The sequence below is a fragment of the Vibrio zhanjiangensis genome, from assembly GCF_030161235.1.
Taxonomy (GTDB): Bacteria; Pseudomonadota; Gammaproteobacteria; order Enterobacterales; family Vibrionaceae; genus Vibrio; species Vibrio zhanjiangensis.
The window spans coordinates 36,074-57,386 of sequence record NZ_BSPW01000061.1 but is presented as its reverse complement, the minus strand read 5'-3'; the positions used below and the strand labels follow the sequence as shown (position 1 = coordinate 57,386).

General features: G+C 42.2%; 16 protein-coding genes and 5 tRNA genes. 6 read left to right on the top strand and 15 right to left on the bottom strand.

From position 1 onward, the window contains the following. Positions 1–79: 79 nt before the first annotated feature. Positions 80–2,257: a glycoside hydrolase family 19 protein gene (locus QQK21_RS14190; protein ID WP_284192861.1), complete on the bottom strand. Its 2,178-nt coding sequence runs from the start codon at positions 2,255–2,257 to the stop codon at positions 80–82. An 891-nt stretch (positions 2,258–3,148) separates the two neighbouring features. On the opposite strand from QQK21_RS14190, the gene ribA reads away from it, so the two are divergent. Beyond that, a complete protein-coding gene (gene ribA, locus QQK21_RS14185) occupies positions 3,149–4,204 on the top strand; it encodes a GTP cyclohydrolase II (protein ID WP_284192841.1) in 1,056 nt (351 codons plus the stop codon). A gap of 84 nt (positions 4,205–4,288) precedes the next feature. On the opposite strand, the gene QQK21_RS14180 is transcribed toward ribA, so the two are convergent. Continuing rightward, positions 4,289–5,047 carry a substrate-binding periplasmic protein gene (locus QQK21_RS14180; protein WP_284192840.1) on the bottom strand — a complete coding sequence of 253 codons (759 nt, stop codon included), beginning with the start codon at positions 5,045–5,047 and terminating at the stop codon, positions 4,289–4,291. Positions 5,048–5,118: 71 nt separating this feature from the next. Between QQK21_RS14180 and QQK21_RS14175 the strand changes: the two genes are divergently transcribed. Continuing rightward, the gene (locus QQK21_RS14175) at positions 5,119–7,023 is read left to right on the top strand and encodes an ATP-binding protein (RefSeq protein WP_284192839.1); all 1,905 of its coding nucleotides are present in this window, start codon (positions 5,119–5,121) and stop codon (positions 7,021–7,023) included. A gap of 65 nt (positions 7,024–7,088) precedes the next feature. Here the strand turns inward: QQK21_RS14175 and QQK21_RS14170 are convergent, their stop codons facing one another. Together QQK21_RS14170 and QQK21_RS14165 are read right to left on the bottom strand one after the other, a co-directional pair. Then, positions 7,089–8,123 carry a hypothetical protein gene (locus QQK21_RS14170; RefSeq protein WP_284192838.1) on the bottom strand — a complete coding sequence of 345 codons (1,035 nt, stop codon included), beginning with the start codon at positions 8,121–8,123 and terminating at the stop codon, positions 7,089–7,091. Between the two features lie 289 nt (positions 8,124–8,412). Then, complete coding sequence (locus QQK21_RS14165; RefSeq protein WP_284192837.1) at positions 8,413–9,309, bottom strand: response regulator; 897 nt, start codon at positions 9,307–9,309, stop codon at positions 8,413–8,415. A gap of 106 nt (positions 9,310–9,415) precedes the next feature. Here QQK21_RS14165 and QQK21_RS14160 point away from each other — a divergent pair, with 106 nt between their 5' ends. Continuing rightward, complete coding sequence (locus QQK21_RS14160; RefSeq protein ID WP_284192836.1) at positions 9,416–10,237, top strand: chromosome partitioning protein ParA; 822 nt, start codon at positions 9,416–9,418, stop codon at positions 10,235–10,237. 17 nt (positions 10,238–10,254) lie between these two features. On the opposite strand, the gene QQK21_RS14155 is transcribed toward QQK21_RS14160, so the two are convergent. From QQK21_RS14155 to QQK21_RS14135, 5 genes are all read right to left on the bottom strand, one after another. Continuing rightward, on the bottom strand, positions 10,255–11,142 hold the full coding sequence (locus QQK21_RS14155) for an SPOR domain-containing protein (protein ID WP_284192835.1): 888 nt from the start codon (positions 11,140–11,142) through the stop codon (positions 10,255–10,257). Between the two features lie 149 nt (positions 11,143–11,291). Beyond that, entirely contained in the window at positions 11,292–12,230 is a 939-nt protein-coding gene (locus tag QQK21_RS14150) for an ABC transporter permease (RefSeq protein ID WP_284192834.1), read from the bottom strand. 2 nt (positions 12,231–12,232) lie between these two features. Beyond that, on the bottom strand, positions 12,233–13,210 hold the full coding sequence (locus tag QQK21_RS14145) for an ABC transporter permease (protein ID WP_284192833.1): 978 nt from the start codon (positions 13,208–13,210) through the stop codon (positions 12,233–12,235). A gap of 148 nt (positions 13,211–13,358) precedes the next feature. After that, a complete protein-coding gene (locus QQK21_RS14140) occupies positions 13,359–14,912 on the bottom strand; it encodes an ABC transporter substrate-binding protein (RefSeq protein WP_284192832.1) in 1,554 nt (517 codons plus the stop codon). Positions 14,913–14,998: 86 nt separating this feature from the next. Beyond that, positions 14,999–16,705, bottom strand: a complete 1,707-nt coding sequence (locus tag QQK21_RS14135) for a dipeptide ABC transporter ATP-binding protein (RefSeq protein WP_284192831.1) — start codon at positions 16,703–16,705, stop codon at positions 14,999–15,001. Between the two features lie 211 nt (positions 16,706–16,916). On the opposite strand from QQK21_RS14135, the gene QQK21_RS14130 reads away from it, so the two are divergent. After that, positions 16,917–17,084 (top strand): hypothetical protein, encoded by a 168-nt coding sequence (locus QQK21_RS14130; protein WP_284192830.1) that lies wholly within the window; start codon positions 16,917–16,919, stop codon positions 17,082–17,084. A gap of 104 nt (positions 17,085–17,188) precedes the next feature. Here the strand turns inward: QQK21_RS14130 and QQK21_RS14125 are convergent. The 5 genes from QQK21_RS14125 to QQK21_RS14105 all read right to left on the bottom strand — a co-directional run bounded on the left by QQK21_RS14125 (position 17,189) and on the right by QQK21_RS14105 (position 17,730). Then, positions 17,189–17,265, bottom strand: a tRNA-Pro gene (locus QQK21_RS14125). 70 nt (positions 17,266–17,335) lie between these two features. Beyond that, positions 17,336–17,411, bottom strand: a tRNA-His gene (locus tag QQK21_RS14120). A 49-nt stretch (positions 17,412–17,460) separates the two neighbouring features. After that, a tRNA-Pro gene (locus tag QQK21_RS14115) sits at positions 17,461–17,537 on the bottom strand. Between the two features lie 4 nt (positions 17,538–17,541). Beyond that, positions 17,542–17,617 (bottom strand) — tRNA-His (locus QQK21_RS14110). Positions 17,618–17,653: 36 nt separating this feature from the next. Further along, positions 17,654–17,730, bottom strand: a tRNA-Arg gene (locus tag QQK21_RS14105). Between the two features lie 296 nt (positions 17,731–18,026). On the opposite strand from QQK21_RS14105, the gene QQK21_RS14100 reads away from it, so the two are divergent. Further along, positions 18,027–18,440, top strand: coding sequence for a c-type cytochrome (locus tag QQK21_RS14100; protein WP_284192829.1), 414 nt, complete (start codon positions 18,027–18,029; stop codon positions 18,438–18,440). A 54-nt stretch (positions 18,441–18,494) separates the two neighbouring features. On the opposite strand, the gene rep is transcribed toward QQK21_RS14100, so the two are convergent. Next, entirely contained in the window at positions 18,495–20,522 is a 2,028-nt protein-coding gene (gene rep, locus QQK21_RS14095) for a DNA helicase Rep (RefSeq protein ID WP_284192828.1), read from the bottom strand. A 222-nt stretch (positions 20,523–20,744) separates the two neighbouring features. On the opposite strand from rep, the gene QQK21_RS14090 reads away from it, so the two are divergent. Continuing rightward, complete coding sequence (locus QQK21_RS14090) at positions 20,745–21,311, top strand: TetR/AcrR family transcriptional regulator (protein ID WP_284192827.1); 567 nt, start codon at positions 20,745–20,747, stop codon at positions 21,309–21,311. The last annotated feature ends 2 nt before the right edge of the window (positions 21,312–21,313 follow it).

The window sequence follows — 21,313 nt, the reverse complement described above, 5'->3', positions numbered from 1 at the left end:
GATAATCTGAGCTCTTGATAACAACAAAAAACGGAAGGCATAAACACCTTCCGCTCTAAATAGGATATCGAGTGTCGTTTTACTGACAGCTTGAAGGTCCTACCTTAGCCCAAACACCCGCTTGGCCTGGCAAATCACCTTTTGTCCACCATTTGGCTTCCCAGCGAGAATCACCATGGTTAACTTGGTCACCACCATCATACGCTATATTGGCATCCCAAGGTAATTCTACCTCACTCAGCAGGGCCCATGCTTCATTCGATGGTGAAGGCTCACTACCTTGCACCCACCACTTAGCTTTGTATACCAATCCAAGATGAGAAACAGGATTGCTAGCGTCAGTATATACAGTACCTGAGTTATAGGCAGGGTACTGCGAAGCATTAGGATCGGTCGCTGAGCAGCTACCTTCACCACCACCACTGTTTACATCAACAACAAGCATGGTAGTTGAAGCCGAAACCTCATTTTGTCCACCGTCAATAACCTTCAGCGTTGCGGTTAGACTTTTGTTATGTTCAACCTCAGGGGCAGTAAACTCAATTGAACGTCCGTCTAACGCTGTCGTAAATTCTACATCATTCGACAAGCTCCACTCTAGGTTGAACTCTTGATCATCGCTATCAGTAATGGTTGCATTAACTCTAACATTAGCCTGCCCCTCATTAACCTCTTGCGGAGCGTTTAATGTCACTACTGGCGGCTGGTTACCTGACTGAACTTTAGCAATGATGTTTACGCTATCTTTGGCCGTTGCACCTTCTGCATCAGCCACTGTCAATTCAAGTGTAAAGACAGTGTCTTTTGATATTGCAGGTACCGTTACCAATGTATTGACTGCATTCGGTGAAGCAATATATAGACCAGTACCAGTACTGTCGCTTTGACGCCATTGGTAACTAACAATTTCGTGGTCATCGCTTGAAGCATTGGCAGACAACTGTACTTGTGCAGGTTCTGTCGCATCAACCGTTTGATCAGCGCCAGCATTAGCTGTTGGTGGCAAATTACCTCCTAAGTCATCGTATACCTCAACACCAAACTTATCTTCCACACATTTGGTGTAATCTCCTGCAATAAATGAAGAATATGGACCTTGGTAAGCCACCAGCTGACATTTATATACACGACCATCTGACGTGTTTGCATCCCAGCCCCAATCTTGTTCCCAGTAGATATTAAGCGCACCAGCACCAGAAGCATCAAACTGCTTCATACCTTTACAACCAAGCACTTCATCAGGTGCAATTTCAACATCAAGATAATTTGCAAACTCGTGATAGTAGTTGATACGATTTTGCGACTGAGCATGCTCTGCGGAACCACCGCACTCCACACCACCATTAATAATTTGCGTAGTTACGCCAAAACCAGGTACCAAACCATTCGCTCGGTCTTTGTCATTTGGTTGCCAAGTACCATCGATAACGTGCAACATACTTGGTTTCGGTGGTTGAGGATATAAGTAGAAAAATACTGCGCTAGCAAGGTTTAACCAAGTATCAGCCACTAGCTCAGGTTCATTTAGCAGTTTTTCAACGTTACCATAAATTGATTGAGAGAATGGACCATAGTTGTAGTTGTAACTTAGCTGCTTAGAACCTCGCCCAAAGTAGCTCTTAAAAGTACCGTCAGGATTAGTTCCACAGGGATAAGCTTGCCCTTGCCAGATAGTCGTATCACACACGCCATAAGCACCTGAAGTTTGCTCTGACATCCCCATCTCTCTCACATAAACTAAGCCTTGTCTCCACTCAGGGATCTCGCTGTGGGAGTTATGCCCACCCGTTTCTTGGGTAAAGTGAGCGAACATAGTGGCCAGTGTCTTACGACAAATCGCATCTGAATTACGGCCGTCAGTATATGTGCCACACAATGCTGGATACTTTCCTGCTGCTTTTAGAAAATTCAGATAAGTGTAGGCTGAATCGCGTTCAGCAAATAAATAATTCCAATCTTGTTCCGATAGTATTGCTTCAATACGCTTAACATTTTCAGGGTTACTGGTACGGTTTGGTAAAATGGCTTCCACAACTTCATTATCACGAGTTTGGATCGAATCCATGACCAATTGGTACGACTCTGGTTGTTGAGCAATAATTTCTTGTTCATCTGCAAGCACTTGACTCAAAGGCAATTGCGTCAGAGCTTCTCCATCTGCCGCATGGAGGGGGGAAGACATTAGGTATAATACTGGAACGACGCCAGTCTTTAGAATTGCGCTGAAATTCAACGCTATGTTTGATTTTCTAATCACTTGAGACAAAACGTAATCCTCATATAACTCTTTGTTTTTATACAAATTAAATAAAAATCATTTTTTATATATATCATTCAAAAAGTTAACGCCTACATGAATGCACGATGTTAATTTATGAAGATAAATAAGTTTGGAAAAAATATTTATCTTCCCCCATCAATAAAAAGAGGTGAACGAGATACTATTTATTTAATGTCACATTCAATGAGATGAGAAGTGATAAAATTCTATTTAATAAATTTTTGAAAAAAATAGGTAACTTCAAAAATTCGGTAAGGATAATTCAGATTTTCACAAATTTTCATGTTATATAAAATGAAATATCTCATTAACTTAAATTAGATATTCACAGTGAAAATGATTTGAATAGATAACATTCTCATAAATATAAAAATCCAAGCTCTCATAATACCAACGCCTTTTATGACTTATCTTACGACTCAGTAACGCTTTTAGCAGGTCTATGCGGTGAACTTATCCAACCTTCTTTGCAATAGGCAACTATTACTGTGGACAACTTAATTTGCAGCTATTGACTAAAATTAAGTCTAAACAAAAAAGTTAATTTATCTGTCTAAACTCCTGATAACGCGATACAAAAACCTTTACTTTTCTTCAATGGTCAGCTCTAGAAGAAGTCTGGATTATTTCACCTAAGTTATTACTCCGAAAAAAATTTCTTAAACCATTCAATATCATTAACTTAAATATTAATATTGCCAAGATGGATACATAATTCATATATTTTATTGAGTTCGGCACAGAACCCCAGTCCACACCTTGCACTAAAGCGCTACACATAGTTACAAATTTGTCATATTGATAACTTCAACTACGATCTTGTATGAAACAAGACACAACTATAACTAGACAATGTCAGGAGCCTACATGAATAGCCACATTCACTTTTATGAGCCTAGTGATGCCTACGGGTTTCTCTCCAATTTTTTTTATGCGCCGATTCGCATCCACGGCGAGTTATGGAAAACTAGCGAACATTATTATCAAGCTCAAAAGTTTACTGATAGTGAGATCATCAAAAAAATACAGCATTGCGACTCACCGGACGTTGCTTTCTCTTTGAGTCGCCAATACAGCCAAAACGTTAGAGAAGATTGGCAAAAGGTTCGTCTCGATATTATGCGCTTTGTTGTTGAAGAAAAGTTTAAGCAAAACCCTTCTTTAGCCTTCCAGCTCATTGAAACGGGCGACGTGGAGATTACCGAACACTCACATAAAGATAACTTTTGGGGAGATGGCGGTAACGGCCAAGGAGAAAATCAACTTGGCAAAATTCTCATGGCCATTAGAGAAAAGTTAACACGCTCAGAGCCATACAATCTTATTCAGTTTGTCGATAAAGCGAAGCTACCAACAAGGTGGGGAACCTTTGAAATGTATGGTTTTATCGAACATGAAACAGGAAAAGAGCACCTTGCTCTGGTCTATGGTGATATCAGTTCTGTCGGTGCACCATTAGTTCGTCTTCATTCTGAGTGCTTAACTGGTGACGCACTTTTTAGCACTCGCTGTGATTGTGGTTTCCAACTCAGCAGAGCGTTACAAAATATTGTCCACGAGGGCGCTGGGGTGCTGCTCTATTTACGCCAAGAAGGTCGCGGAATCGGCTTATTGAACAAAATCAGAGCGTACCATCTACAAGACGAAGGGGCTGATACCGTTGAGGCAAATGAACGTCTCGGCTTTGCGGCAGATATGCGGGATTATCGCTTTTGCCGCGGTATACTTGCTTATCTTGGCATCGATAAAGTGCGACTAATGACGAATAACCCTCAAAAAGTCAAAGCACTAGAGCAAGCTCACATCCAGATTCAACAGCGCGTTGCGCTTCAAGAAGGATGCAATACCGACAATCAGTTTTACTTGCAGACTAAGGCTGACAAACTTGGTCACCTATTCGACCAACAGTTTATAAAACAATAATCATCAAAAACGGGAATAACTGGCGTTATTCCCGTTAAATTAATTCTCTACATCCTTAGAACGCCAATGGCATCGACATAGTAACTATATGTATTTTTTGATGATTTCTTCTATCTTGCCTTGCTTTTTCAGTACTTTTAAGCGCTGATTAATATAGTCTTGAATCTCTTTATCCATATTGGGCGACATAGCAAGGTATACCGAATAATCAGGTATCACATCACTAAATGTATGTTGACCATAAAGCTGTTTGTCGAGATTAAGTTGATTTTGGTTGTAAGTGATCCTCGACCCCATCTCAACAAACACCATTTCACCTGGATGACGATCAACCACCCTAAAGGCTGACTGATAATTCTTAACTCTCATCTCTTGCACTTTACCACTGGCAAAATAAGGTTGGAGTTCAGGGTAATCAAAACTCATAAGTAACACGACTACTTTGCCATTCAAATCTGACGCATTGGTATAATCGATGGGCTTTTTACTGCTAAACAATAGATTGTGCCTGACCGTATAAATAGGCTCATCGGATAAGTTTTCCGACTGAACTTTCCCCCAATTCGGGCTACCATATGTGATCCAATTACCCTTATCTTGAGAAGACAGAATGGATATCATCCGGTTGAAAGGATAGGTATGATAATTGAGTTTGTGCTCACTATCTTTGAACACTTCTTTAACGATGTCCGTCACTATGCCAGAATGGTCAGTCCCTTTGGTTTCAATCTGAAATGGTCTGGCTTGGTCTGCAATCACATAATAATCAACCTTGTTTGCGTTAGCCAAAGATGTGTTCAGCATCAAGAATGCAGCTGATAATAGGTGGCGTTTCCAGTTCATTTTCGATCCCCATTTTATTATTGAATAATTGAAACTATATTTACATTAGCGAACATTATATAAGAGTGTAGTTGCACATTTTGAATAAAGAACGTCGATACCTAAGTATTAGTAAACAACTCGTGTACGCCGTCGCTTTTTTTAGCGTATTACTTGCTTTGGCAGGCACGGGTTATAACCTATATCAACAGCTGCAGAGGGATATTGATAACCTGCACCAGACACTCGACAACCTCAAAACCAGCCAACTCGCCAGTATTCGAACTAGCCTATGGGTAGAAGATCGATCTCTACTTAACGCTCAGCTAGAAGGGTTAATCAACTTACCTAAAGTAGATTACGTCCATCTTTATAGTGGTAGTGAGTCGATCATAGAGAAAGGTCAAAAATCGCATGACGCTATCACGGTCACATGGCTCTTAGACTACGAGATCGGCGATAAGAGCTACTCGCTGGGCCGACTCGTTATCCAATCCGACTTAACCCCCATTTATAGTGATCTATGGGTGCAATTTTTCCATATTTTTGCTGCTGAGGTGGTTCGTATTGTCTTGCTCTTGGTCGCACTGCTCAGTTTTATATGGGTGGTTATCGTCAAACCTATCAGTATGATAACAGAAGCGATAGCAAGTGTAAAAAAAGATCATGCGCTTCAGAGTGTTAGGCTTTATCCACGCATGTTCAAAGATGAAATTTCCCGTTTAGCTGACAACTTTAATGAGTCGAGTGCTCGACTGGATGCTTATCATGAAGAACTAAAAAGTGCCAAAGAAGACGCCGAAACCGCGAATCGTCGTAAAAGTGAATTCTTGGCTAATATGAGTCATGAAATACGCACACCAATGAACGGCATTATTGGCATCGCCACGCTAATGGAAGATCTTGACCTGAATGACTCTCAGTTGAAATACCTAAGAATGATTCAGCAATCGTCTGAGGATATGCTAACCATTATTAATGACATTCTCGATATTTCAAAAATCGAAGCAGGAAGACTGGAACTTGAGAGCATACCTTTTGATATCCATCAATTGATCAGTGACCTTCATCGAATCAATGAAGTGAAAGCCAGCAGTAAGAATCTGCAATTGATGATGGAGATAGAGCCCAATGTACCCAATACCCTTATTGGAGATCCCGTCCACGTAAAACAAGTTATTAGTAATCTAGTGACTAACGCGATTAAATTCACTCAGGTGGGATTTGTCAGAATACACGTCAGCTATCAATCCTCCTGTTTAAAAATTGCGGTCAGCGACACTGGTATTGGTATCGATTCTGAGAAGCTGGACATTATTTTTGATAAATTCCATCAAGCCGATGGCAGCACGACCCGCGAATATGGTGGTACCGGTCTTGGACTCGCCATTTCTAAAGAGCTAACCGAACTTATGGGTGGTAAGATTCAAGTTTCTAGTGAGGTTGGATTGGGGAGTCGTTTCTCGGTAGAGCTGCCTCTCGCTTGTCAAACCAATAGTCTTAAAGTTGTCGCCTCACAAAGCGAGTCAGATAAACAATCCAAATTGCGTGTATTAGCAAAATCCAACGATAACGAAAAGCCAAAAACCAACACCTCAAACGCCCAAGCTCTCGTCGTTGAAGACAACTCGGTCAACCAAGTTGTTATGACACAAATTCTTAAACGCCTAAACCTCACCTGTGATGTGGCTGAAAATGGCCAAATCGCACTAGAGCTGTTTAAGAAGCATGATTACCAAATCGTATTTATGGACTGCCATATGCCAGTAATGGACGGACTCACCGCCACCAAACATATTCGGCAACTCTCCAATTGGGGGAGAGAGGTACCAATCATTGCGGTCACGGCCAACGTGCTTGAAGAAGACAAACAACTGTGTTTTGATGCGGGAATGAACGACTTTATCTCAAAGCCTGTCCATATCGAGATTGTAGAAAAGATATTGCGTGAACATATGCCAGCCACTCAAGATAATCAGCTAGATATCACCAGCTAAATACAAAAGTCTGCGAATTCATCCGCAGACTTTGATAGGGTTTGTAAAGTTAGGTTAATCTAGACTTACTGAACCTTAACCAAGCCATATTCATTGGTATCTGTGTCATCGTCCGAACCATAAAACATCCCGCCCGTTGTTCCATAAGCCGTGATCCCCTCAATTTTGTGGTTAGGGAAAGAGTGGACTGCTTCAACATCAATATTACCCGTCAGGTATTGCATAAATGCATCGCTTTCTAAATAGAATGTGTCAGTACTTTTGTACATTGTCGCCCGCGGACTATCTGGGCTCTCATCTGGGTCAAAGGAAGCAACGCCATATAAATAGTGTTCTGTAGTACTATAAAATAGTTCGGATATATTACGGTTTGTGCCCCACTCTACTGGTGCCTGTATATTGCCCACAGGTTTTAAATCTAATACCTGAGTGGTACCTGAAGTAATATCAGCCATTGGCTGTATTTTGTCCCAATATAAGTCACCCGACTCTCTATCCCCTAACAAAATATTATAGCTGCCATCATTACTATCAGATGGTGCACACGCTAAACCCTCAAAATTTATACCATTGTATATTGAAGGGTCATTGCTCAACTGATAGGTTGCAGCCCATAATAACCCTGCATACAGACTACCTTGAGTTGGGTCGCGTGCGATAAGAAATAAGCGACCATATTGGTAGGTATCCGCGTCTTCATCGTGGTAATAACTACTTTCAGCGGCTAGATAATAAGTATCGTCTATCTGACAGATAGCCTCTAAATCGTTACCTCTCGGCTCCGAATCTGGCCAGTCAATGATACTTTGATCAAGCGGTACAACAGTGGCAGAATCACCATGACGCTCAACAACACCAAATCTTGGTTTTGGAGTCTGATCGCCATAGTTTTTCCAGTCAAACACCGCCAAAGTGCTGTAGTCATACTGCTCGCCACTTTCTGCTGCATCTCCCGCAGCAAGACCACTTATTGGCATCTCAACTTGGGACGAAAACTCAAGTGAAGATTTGTCATCATCACTGCACCCAGAGATTCCCGAGACTAAAGCTCCCATCACAGCGAGCAATAATAGATTCTTTTTATACTTATCGTTTCTCATTGGTTATCCGTTCCTTATTACTTAAATGAAATGACTTAATGACATGCCATTTCTCAGGCAGGTAAAATCAAACGAGAAATTAATAAGTTAATGGAAAAAAAAGAAACGAATCACAAAGAAATACGCGGAAAAAATCTAAACTCATAAACACAATAAATTGATATCTACAAATAAAATGCCACACATATCCAACAAGATTAAACATCACATCCTCAGCGGCCAAGGACAAGAGAAATGCGACAACAATGTTTGATGACGTTAACAGAAAAATAAGGAAAAGACAGCGCAGCTAAAAGCCAATTAAGGTAATTTTTCCCTGAGCCATATCTTCAAACTGACAGGAAAAATCCACCCTTTTATCTTGCTCTTTACTGTACAAAGCTTGGAGCTTTTCAAAAGCAGAAGGAATAAAACTGACACTTTTAAGACGTAAGCTTTTACGCGAAGAACTATCGAGAAAAGCAAGTGAAGACTTATCGAGGACTTTATGGCAGGTGTCCAAAATACCTTTGCTAACCAACTTGCTATGAATTGCTTGTTGCAAATCACTTTTGCTGATTTTTGAGTTGGCACGGGACAAAATACAAATCGCGTAGATATCTAAAATGGCGACAGCTCTGGTTCTTTGTGTATCACCATCTTCATACATAGCAAGCAAACATGGGATTTTACTTTCATCAAAGGATTGCATACGAATATTGCTGAGCTTGAGGCGATCGCCTATTTCGCGCTTCATAAGCTTCTCAAGCTGAGCTAACTTAGGTAATGCCAACTCCTTTTGCACATCAATTATACCATCAAGTGTGCGCTCACTTTCCTCTGCCCCTTGGACTAGAGGCAAAAGCTTGCGGTGCAAATCTTTGTCGACAAAGGGCTTTGATAACACAAAACTTGCACCTGCCGACTTGGCTTGATTTATCTGCAGTTGATCATCAACTGTAGTGATCATGCCCATTTTTGTGCCCAGATCGAGTTTTTTAATTTCTTGAATGAGAGTAAGGCCTGTCATATCAGGCATATACCAGTCTGTCAGGACAATCTCTGGCTGCCATTCTTTAACTCTATTGAGCGCTCCGACTGCACTGTCTTCTTTTTTAATGGATAAGCGACGATAGCCAAACTTTTCCAATGCGCGCCGGACTATCTCTAACGTTGCTTTACTGTCATCGACAATCAGAATTTTCACAAACCGTCATCTACTCTCTCTGGGTGATTGTATTAAATTATAGGCACAATTTCTGATGACAACTAAACTTACACCCTATAGAGATTGCAAAACATAGAATGAGTTCATGGATTTAGCCGCACTTCTAACGACACCTTTACTAACAACTGAAAGTTTATTCGCTCTTGCAATCGATGTTGGGTTACTCGTACTACTGGTATGGTTCGTCATTTTATTGCTCATGATTAGAGAGTTTCGGCATTTCGCTCGTGAGGTTGTCCATGGCCCACAATCGGATTCTAATCCTACCATCGACACTCAAACTTACCAGCTATGCCAAGAGTCCGTTGAAAATGCCCTCAGTTATACCACTGAAAACAATGACACGCTCAATGATCTCATCATTATCCAGAAAGCGCTAGAGGCTCAAGTATCACAAATAAGGGCGGCAGGTGGCCATACCCTCACTTCTGATGAACAAGCGTCCATTGATGATTTGAATCAGCAGCTATCAAAGTCCCACCAGCTTATTCGAAAACTCAAAGGGGATCTTGATAGGAGCATGGAAGGACTAAGAAAAGCTAAGAATAAACTAGCCAAACAATCAGATACTGTTGATAGCCTACGACAAGAAAAAGAGCAGCTCGAAAAGCAATTTGAACAACTCGAGAAGGAATATATGCAAATCAGTGAATCTGGCGGCTTTAATAAAATGGAAAAAGAGTATCACCAAGAGCGTCAACAACTGCTCAATATCATTGAGAACTACAAGAAGAAAATCAGTGAACAATCTGACAGTGGTGCTGGCGCATCCAGCGAAGAACTAGAAGCTATCCAGCAGCAATTACACCACGTCACAAAAGAAAAAGAGTTTGTTGAAAATAAATATCTCGACTTACTCAAAGAATCAGAAAAAAAAGCCAAGGCAGAAGGGAAAGAAGGCCAGTAGCTTGTCCCTGAGTTTTCCTACTTTACACACATCACATTGAGTAGTGAGGAGCCCTTAAGCGATTTCACTTTTCCTGTGTAGAAAAGTCCTGTTTTTTCTTCACCCCAATAGGGTAAATGCACCGGCCATTTATCTTTCATCATTACGTTAGCGTTGAGCAAAGACTGCCATTCATTATTACTCGCAAGCCGCATACCCATTTGCTCACAAGTTTGATAAGCCATATCATAACTCATCCGATTCCAAGGCAGCTCGTGCTCCATATAAAACTGATCGTTACTATATAGTGAATAAGGCACTGTATATTCAACACCGTTAATCACTATTTTGTGACGAATCGATACACCAGCTGTCAATTCCTCCGTTGCGGCTAATTTAGTCGTAGATTTAGAACCCGCTTTCGACTCTGATGTTTGCCGTTGATCAGATGGTGCCGCAGCAGCTTGCATAGCGCCTTTTCCTTTTGAGCCATCATTTATAATCTGACGCACAAAAGCTTCTTCATATTTTGGCAGTTGCTTTACGTTCGCAAGATCTTGTTTAACCTTAGAAAAATCTTTGTATGGTCCAATGAGGCATCGATACACATTACCTTCTGGCTTAGCCCAAACATCAGAATCAATCTTTGGATAAATTTCCTTAGCTTCATTTAAGGTCAGTGGTGCACTAAAGACACCGCACTGAATCCAAAATTGCGATACGTTTGAATCAGGTCGCTTTTTACCCCACATTCCCACACCAATCGGACAATCACTTTCCAGCAAAGGGAGAACGTCTTTTGATGCTTGAGTCGCGTCACATAGAAACGTCTCTGCAGACGCCCTTTCTACAGACAAAAACTGACCCAAAATCACTAGGCTCATAAGTGTCACCAAAGAAGGTTTGGATTTTACAGCTATTCTCATATCCACATTCCAACCTCAAATTTGTTATCCCATTACTTGGTTTATTATGGATGACTTATCATTATCTAAACTGTAATGCAAAAAAAGAGCCGTAACTTGCTACGACTCCTAGTTTAGTGAGATTTATATAATCAAATCTTAGGCTTAGATCACCCTTTGTAGATTTTAGGATTGAATACATCTCGAAGCCAGTCACCAAGCAAATTGATAACCAGAACAAGAGTAACCAGTACCACGCCAGGAAACGCAGTAATCCACCAGGCACCTGAAAAGATATAGTGAAAGCCAATGCTGATTAGGGCACCTAACGATGGTTGATCGACAGGCAGACCTAGTCCAAGGAAAGACAAAGCCGCTTCTGACATAATCGCGTTTGCCACCTGTACTGTCGAGATAACCAGAATCGGTGATAAACAGTTAGGCAGAATGTGACGAAACATAATACGTGGCGCCTTAAAACCCATCACTTTCGCCGCTTCGACGTATTCTTTTTTCTTCTCAGCCAATACAGATGCTCGAATAGTCCGAGCATATTGAGGCCATTCCGCTACACCAATAATGACCACCAACATAATCACCGCATATTGACTAAAAAAGTCACTACCAAAACTCGCTTTAAAGATAGCGGATACGATGATGGCAACCATCATAGTCGAAAATGACAATTGAATATCGGCAAAACGCATTAATACGCTATCAACACGACCACCAAAATATCCCGCAGAAAGGCCAATTATAATTCCCAGAATCAGCTGTAAACCCACCGCCAAAAAACCAATGGTTAACGATAGACGTGAACCGTACAAAATTGTCGATAGAATATCACGTCCTTGCTCGTCGGTTCCCAGAACAAAGCGTTCATCACCCTCCTCCATCCAAGAAGGAGGTAACTCTGAATCCATGATGTCAATCGATGCTAAATCATACGGATTGGTCGGTGATAATATCGGTGCAGCTAGCGCCATAACCAACATTAACATAAACACGGTAAAGCTTGTCATTGCCACTTTATCGCGCTTGAAATGATACAAGAAATCCGATTGTTTAAAGCGCTCCCATCGAGAAGGAGCAGTTGTAGTTTGGCTCATGATTATGCCCCCTTTCCAGTTAAGTCCACGGTTGGATTGATAATGCCATACAGCAAATCGACGATGGTATTGGTCACGACAAATATGAGCCCAACAAAAATTACATAAGCCGTAATAAGTGGCGTATCAACACGGTTGATGGCTTCGAGGAAAAGGAAACCCGTACCAGGCCACTGAAAGACGGTTTCAGTCAAAATCGTGTAGGCAACCATGGTACCTATCTGTACACCACCGACAGTCAAAACCGGCAATAGGGTATTTTTTAAGGCGTGCTGGTAATATATCTTGTTAAGCGCTAACCCTTTTGCCTTAGCAAATTTAATGTACTCAGAGCTCAGTACTTCAAGCATTTCAGAGCGCACTAAACGGATAAAAAGTGGCAGCATAATCGAGGCAAGCGATATACATGGCAACACAAGGTGCGCCAGTCCATCAAGGGTAAAATAACCGGATTCCCAGCCAAGAAGATTGACGGTTTCCCCTCGGCCAAAGGAAGGCAACCAACCAAGCTCAATCGAGAAAACATACATCAGCATAATTGCGGTTAAAAACACGGGGATTGAGATACCCACACTACTAAAAGCCATGACTATCTTAGTGAGTAGACTTTTGGGATGAATCGCTGAATAAACCCCCAGAGGGATTGAACACGCAATAATAATCAGCGTGGCACCAAACACCAACTCAAGCGTTGCGACTAACTTATCCAAAATGACTTCAACGGCAGGACGCTTAAAGAAGTAGGATGTGCCTAAATCACCATGAAGCGCAGCGCCAACAAAGCGAGTGTATTTTGTTATGAAAGGATCGTTGAGGCCTAGCTCATCGCGCAGAGCCTGACGCTCTGCTTCAGAAACAGACTGTCCAACAAGCTCACGCAATGGATCGCCAAGATTATCCTGAATGGCAAATGCCACCAAACTGATCACAAACATCACTATCAGTGCCTGAAACAGGCGCTTGACCAGAAACGAAAACATTCCCTGCCCCTTTTACTTTCCGTATATTTCAGTCTGCAATCCAATTGAGTACTGCACATTGAATATTGAAAAAGGTGCTAACCTGACTGAAATAAAGGCAGCACCTTAAACAACCAAGTACTTAATCAGATAAGCACTTGGTAAACCCTTATTTGACGACTAGGTCGCCAAAGTAAGGCTGATCCATACCATTGACAATTGGACCAATTTTAACATTGCTTTTCGCCGCCCAAGATGGGTCTTCCCAATGCAGGGGAACAAAAGCAGCCTCATCATAAAGTGTGGCTTCGACTTGCTTAAGCATTTCACCACGTTTGTTTAGATCAGTTTCAACATTTGATTGGTTGATTAGCTTATCCACTTCGGTATTGCTATAGTGGCCGCAGTTGTATTGTCCTTTACCCGTTTCACTATAGCGGGTCATTGCTAAGAACTCTGTAAAGTTACCTGAATCTTCAGTATCAGGATGCCAACCAATCATCATCATATCCGCAGCGCATTTATCGAATTCAGGCCAATACTGCGCTTTTGGCATGGTTTTTAGATCAACCTTAATGCCAATTTTTGACAACATTGCCGCTGCAGCTTGTGCAATTTTCGCATCGTTTACATAACGGTTATTCGGCGCCATCATCGTCAGAGAGAAGCCTTTTTCATAACCAGCTTCTTTCATCAGGGCTTTCGCCTTCTTCAAATCATAACGAGGCTTTAGGCTGTCATTATAGCCAGCATAACCAACTGGACTTTGCTGAGCAGCTGGAGTCCCCGCCCCTTTCATGATTTTTTTCACTATGCCTTCGTTATTAATGGCGTAAACAATTGCTTGGCGAACTCGCACATCTTTAAGTGCTGGATTGCTGTTTTGGTTCATCTGAAAGGTGATAACACGTGTACCAGGCATGGTGTATAGATCGACACCATCAGCATCTTCAATACGCTTATAGTCATTCGGAGCAACAGGGGCAATCATATCAACGTCACCAGACAGGAGAGCTGCAACTCGCGTCGCATCTTCCTTTATCGGCACTAGGGTGAGCTTATCAACATTACCTTTTGAGTCTTTATCCCAATAATCATCAAAACGCTCAAATTGCACTTTCACACCTTGCTCACGCGAGGTAATGATAAATGGACCAGTACCCGATGCATGAGTGGAAGCATAGGAATTACCATGCTTGACCATCTCAGCTTTGTCCTTGCCATCTTCTGTTTTACCCGTATAAAACTTACTGTCCATTGGGAAAATATAGGTCGCGACATTTTCAATCAGAGGATAAGTACCGTCGGTTTTAATCTCAACGGTATAATCATCAATCTTATTTAAGGCCACGAGAGGGGCGAAAATACCTTTAAAGTCAGCGGACTCTTTCAAACGCTCAAACGTCCAAACCACGTCGTCGGCCGTAAATGCATTGCCAGAATGGAACTTAACTCCTTCTCGTAGATGAAAACGCATGGTTTCATTATCCACTCGCTCCCACGAGGTCGCCAAACGAGGTTCGAACTTCATATCTTGTGTAAAGCGCACCAATGGGTCAAAGACCATATGAGACATTTGCAAGGTACCACCTGATAGCTGTTCATGGGGATCAAGTGAGACAGGATCAGAGGCATAACCAACCGTAATATCGGCTGCTGCTGCACCAAAGCTCAAGCCAGCTGCCATAATAGCCATGGCTAATTTGCTTTTAATGGTTTTCATTGCACAACTCCTTATGCGGGAATCATCCCTATTAATGTATATTGTCTGTTTAACTAAGTTCTGTCTTTATCTGAGGCGTATGCCTTCTATATCGCTTCTCTTAATCCGGTAAATTCCGGCATTAAGGAAATAAGTTGCTTACTGTATTCATGCTGCGGCGAGTTAAATAACTGCTCTGTCGGCGCCACCTCAAGTAAGGTGCCCATTTGCATCACCCCAACCCGATCGCACATCTGACGAATAACTGGCAAATCATGACTAATAAACAACATGGTCAAGTCGAGTTCATCTTGAAGATCTTTAAGTAGATTCAGTATCTGCGCCTGCACAGACACATCGAGCGCTGAGGTTGGCTCATCACAAATCAGCAACCGAGGACGAGTCGCTAAAGCTCGGGCAATGGATATGCGCTGACGTTGTCCACCGGAGAATTCATGGGGATATTTAACCCCTGCCATCTTGCCTAGTCCAACGTGGTCAAGCAAGTCATAGACAATCTGTCTAGTCTGATTTTCATTGTCTGTTAACTGATGAAAACGAATAGGTTCTGCGATAATGTCGAAAATCTTCATTCGCGGGTTCATCGACGTATAAGGATTTTGGAACACCATCTGCATTTGCCGGCGTATAGGACGGCGTTCTTTCTCTGATTTCAGCGCAGTTAAATCAATACCTTCAAAGGTGACCTTGCCAGAATTGGGTTGATACAAACCCGCAATCACTCGGGCAATGGTCGATTTTCCAGAACCAGACTCACCAACTAGGCCAAACGTCTCGCCTTCAAAAACATCAAAACTGACATTATTTGATGCTTGTACGTATTCGCGGCGACTTTCAAAGAGAGAATCTTTGGTCACGAAACGCAAATTAACGCTTTCTACTTTCAGTAATGAGCCAGTATAGGCTCGATGATCTTGGCTCTGACCAAGCCAATGATTCTTAATATCGAGCGGTTCCATTTCTTGTGCTTGTTCAATGTAGCTAACCAGAGGAAAACGCTCGAGTTTGACATCCGAACGAGGAACAGCCGAAATCAGACTGCGGGTATACGAGTGATCAGGGTCGCCTAAAACCTTTTTGGTTTCACCAAATTCAACGAGGTCGCCACGGTACATTACTGCAACCCTATCCGTCACATTTGATACTACGCCCATATCATGGGTGACCAACATGCAACCAACGTTGTTCTTAATGCACAACTCTCGGATAAGGTTGAGGATCTGATCTTGTATCGATACATCCAAGGCTGTTGTCGGCTCGTCAGCAATAATTAAATCCGGCTCACCAGCCAGAGCGATTGCAATCACAACACGCTGACGCATCCCTCCAGAAAATTGGTGTGGGTACTGCTTGAGGCGATTTTCTGGCTGTGGTATCCCCACTTGCTGCATCAAGGACAAAGCTCTTTGATATGCTTCATCCTCGGAAACATTCATATTGGCATGAATGGTCTCTGTTAGCTGCTGCTCAACAGTAAAAAGTGGGTTTAAAGAAGTCATAGGATCTTGAAAAATAAATCCTATTTTAGATCCCCTAACTTGTCGCATCTCTTCTGCTGACAAACCAGATATCAAAGTCCCATCTAAATACACGTCACCACTGGCAATACGCCCTGGAGGGCTCAGCAGATCGATAACAGCATTACCAACCGTTGATTTTCCTGCACCAGATTCACCAACAACACCAACAATCTCCCCTCGTTCAATATTGAACGACAAAGACTTAACAGCTGCGTGTACACCATGGCGCGATGGGTACTCAATACGAAGGTTCTTAACTTCTAAAAGTGACATTACCAGACCTCTAATGCTCCGGCAGCTTCCTGCCCTGTCTGTAAGTGAATCCATTCTCGTCAGTCAGATAATATCGCCCCAGAAACAGGCTGGTATACTGTACTGACAATTTACAAGCTCATCAATTTGGCAAAAAATTCACAGAAAAGCAACAAACAAACCATCAAAACTTCTAATTAACGCCAATATTACTTAAATCATAGAAACATATATGCAACATAGTGATATGTTTGATGTATCAAAAGTGGAAAAAACATTGAATATAAAACCACCAATGATGCACATTAATGGAGTCAAAAAGCATAAGTTAGTTGCGGAGAAATACACGCATCATTGCACTGAATACCCGAGAGTAAAGGATGAAAGCGACTACGGCTAATCGGATAGGACATTGAAATAAATAAGATGAAGCAATATAAACGGCGACAAAATTGCTGAGTAGATAGAAAAGAAAAAGCCTGCTTAAAAGCAGGCTTTCTTATGTGGTCGGTGAAGAGGGATTCGAACCCCCGACCCTCTGGTCCCAAACCAGATGCGCTACCAAGCTGCGCTATTCACCGAAAATCGTTAGTGAGAAAATGTTTTGTTTTTCTCTTATCTCAGCTTGTGATTAATTTGCTGAGAAATTAATGGGGTGGCTAACGAGACTTGAACTCGCGACAACCGGAATCACAATCCGGGGCTCTACCAACTGAGCTATAGCCACCACAGTATTTTTTACATTTACCGCTCATATCGAGCCATAAACAAGATAGTGGTCGGTGAAGAGGGATTCGAACCCCCGACCCTCTGGTCCCAAACCAGATGCGCTACCAAGCTGCGCTATTCACCGAGAATGGGGTGGCTAACGAGACTTGAACTCGCGACAACCGGAATCACAATCCGGGGCTCTACCAACTGAGCTATAGCCACCACAATATATTTTACCGATAATGCCCCTCCGGGAAATGGCGCGCCCGAAAGGATTCGAACCTTCGACCTTTGGCTCCGGAGGCCAACGCTCTATCCAGCTGAGCTACGGGCGCATGCCCTATCGGCGGAGTGGAATAATACGTATATCACACAATGCCGTCTAGTACTTTTTAAAGTTTTTTTATCGTTTGATGTCTTTTTGGGCAATTAAAGTGTGATAAACCCCTATTTCCGATTATATAACCATATAGATGCATGTCTCTTGCTGTTTATTGCAACGGGTTATCAGGATATAATCACCTAATATTTGCATTGATTTCTCAGCAAAATGCTGCAAATCAAACCACACTCTAATAATCTAATAAATAGGTAAGCACGAACTTACCATTAGGAATGTAAAGTGAGTTAAATGGATATGTCTCGAAAAATCTTAACCGCTATGGTTGCTGCTATTACTTTCTCAAGCGCCTCTTTTGCAGCAAAGATCAGCCAAGAAGACTACGACGCGATAGCTGAGCGCATAAAGCCGGTTGGTGATGTCTACCTTGCTGGTGCAGAACCAGTGAAAGCCGAACCAACTGGACCACGCGATGGTGCAAGTGTCTATGGTACCTTTTGTATTGCTTGTCATTCATCTGGTGTCAGTGGTGCGCCAAAAACTGGCAATGCGAGTGACTGGGCGCCTCGTATCGCTCAAGGTAAGGATGTACTTAAAAATCATGCCATCAATGGTTTCAATGCCATGCCCGCGAGAGGCACCTGTATGGATTGCTCGGATGATGAAATTGTTGCTGCTATAGAGCACATGATCAAAGGTCTGTAATAATAAACAAAGCAGGTTAAGAGCTTGGTGTTAGACTAAGCTCTTAAGTCATTGTTAACCAGACGATTTGTTGTTAAACATAGCTCGGATATTGGCAATATGTGCCTGCCCTTTGGCCATCCTCTCTTCCTGGGTTTGGGGCTTTTTATTGACTTCCCATTCCACATCATCAAAAGGAAGTTCATCAAGAAATCGACTCTGGGTAGGCTTAATTATCTCTCCGAACTGCCTGCGTTCTTTGCACATGGTAAATGTCAATTCTCTCTGAGCACGAGTAATTCCAACGTACATCAAGCGACGCTCTTCCTCTATGTTATCTTCATCGATACTGGTTTGGTGAGGCAAGATTCCTTCTTCAGCGCCAACGAGATACACATAGGGAAACTCAAGGCCTTTTGAGGCATGCAATGTCATCAACTGTACTGCATTAGTATCTTCATTCTCTTCACCACGCTCCATCATGTCACGTAATGTCAAACGTTGAACGACTTCTTTGAGATTTTTCTCTTCCTGATCGTAGTTGTCACCTTCAAGATCAGAGACTATCCATGAATACAAATCCGATACATTTTTCATTCTCATCTCCGCCGCTTTTGCACTTGCAGAGGTTTCATATAGCCAGTCTTCATAATTGATATCACGCACCAACGAACGAACAGCGTCGACCTTATCCCCTCGCTCAGCTTGGTCAGCAATTTTAACTAGCCAGTGAGTAAATCTACGCAAATGTTCCAGCCCGCGCCCCGACAAATGCTGTTCAAGCCCGATTTCAAAACTTGCCTCGAATAAACTTTTTCCTCGCATATTGGCATAGCTACCCAGCTTTTCTAATGTCACTGGACCTATCTCTCGTCTCGGCGTGTTCACTATGCGTAAAAAGGCGTTATCATCATCTGGATTTACCAATACCCGCAGATACGCCATGATATCTTTTATTTCAGCGCGAGCAAAAAAGGAAGTCCCTCCAGAGAGGGTATAAGGGACTCGATTTTGCATTAGGGACTTTTCAATCAATCTTGATTGGTGATTACCTCGATACAGAATCGCATAATCTCGATATTCTGTTCGGTTCAAAAACTTATGTGCAATAAGTTCTCCGGTAACTCGCTCAGCTTCATGATCTTCGTCTTTGGCCAGCAGCACTTTAAGCTTTTCACCATCTGGGATTTCTGAGAACAAGGATTTCTCATACACGTGTGGATTATTGGCAATCAATATATTCGCTGCGCGTAAAATACGGCTGGTAGAGCGATAGTTTTGTTCGAGTTTTATCAATCGAAGCTTAGGGTAATCTTGGCCAAGCAAAACCAGATTTTGTGGTTTTGCGCCACGCCATGAATAAATTGACTGGTCGTCATCACCAACGACAGTCAATCGACCTCGCTCACCAACGATCAACTTAACCAACTCATACTGACTGGTATTGGTGTCCTGATATTCATCAACGAGCAGGTAACGAATGCGGTTTTGCCATCGCTGGCGAACTTCTGGGTAACGTCTAAACAGTAAAACAGGCAGTAAAATAAGATCATCAAAGTCTAGAGCGTTATAAGCCTTCATCTGCTTTTGATACAGAGAAAAGCAGTGGGCAAACACTTGTAGTTGCTCACCTTGAGCACTTGCTATTGCTTGCTCAGGAGTCAATATGTCATTTTTCCAATTTGAAATCGTACTGAGCAGCTGACGTAGCAGGTCTTTATCACCATCTAACTGTTTTTCTGTCAATTCTTTTAGCAGCGCCAGCTGATCTTGGTCATCAAACAAGGAAAAACCCGATTTAAGCCCCAGCGCTTTATATTCACGCTTGATGATATTTAGGCCCAAAGTGTGAAACGTTGAAACCATTAACCCTTTAGATTCATTCTTACCAAGTGTTTGTCCAACTCGCTCTTTCATTTCTCGAGCAGCCTTGTTGGTAAAGGTGACCGCCGCAATATTACGTGCTTTGTACCCGCACTGTTTGACGAGATAAGCAATCTTATTGGTAATGACTCGCGTTTTACCCGAGCCTGCCCCAGCAAGGACTAAGCATGGGCCGGAAACATATTTCACAGCTTCATCTTGATTGGTGTTTAGTTTCATGACCTTCTCAGGGATACAAATCAAAGGCCATATCATAATAGTGCAATAACAAGATTGCCATGGTTAGACCATACTAGTGAGTAGCTAAATCTTTATCAAAAATGTTCACTGGATGTTTTTTCATAATTTATAACAAAGTTTGTTGCATATCTGGTGGTATCTTAAGCTATAATGAATGAACGTTCATTCACCAACGATATGTAAATGTCTGGATCTAGTTCTATGGTAGATAAAAGACAACAAATCATAGACGCCGCCGAGGACCTGATCGCAGAGTCTGGTTTTCAAGGCTTCTCGATGCATAAATTGGCCAAGGAAGCTGGCGTTGCAGCAGGAACGATTTACCGCTATTTCTCAGACAAGGAAGATCTACTACTGCAAGTGAGATTAGCGGTTATACAACGTAATGCCGAAGCTGTTCAGCGTAATGTAGATGATTCTATGCCGCTTAAAGAACGGTTTCGAACTATGTGGTTAAACATTTTTGATCTCTCACGGTCAAACATTGACAACTTAAAAAATCGAGCACAATACGACTCCTTACCTTGCATGCGCAACCATGAAACTAAGGATGAAGAACGTAAAATGTTTAACAAAGTAGATCAGCTTTTTACGCAAGGCCGAGAGCAAGGGATATTCAAGTCCTTAGACAATCCCGTTCTGGCAGCACTGAGTTTAGAAGTCAGTGTCACTTTGGCACGTAAGCAAGCTCTTGGATATTACCAATTGGATCAAGCAGCCATTGACGCGGCGATTGAGGCTAGTTGGGATGCGATTATCAAACACTAATT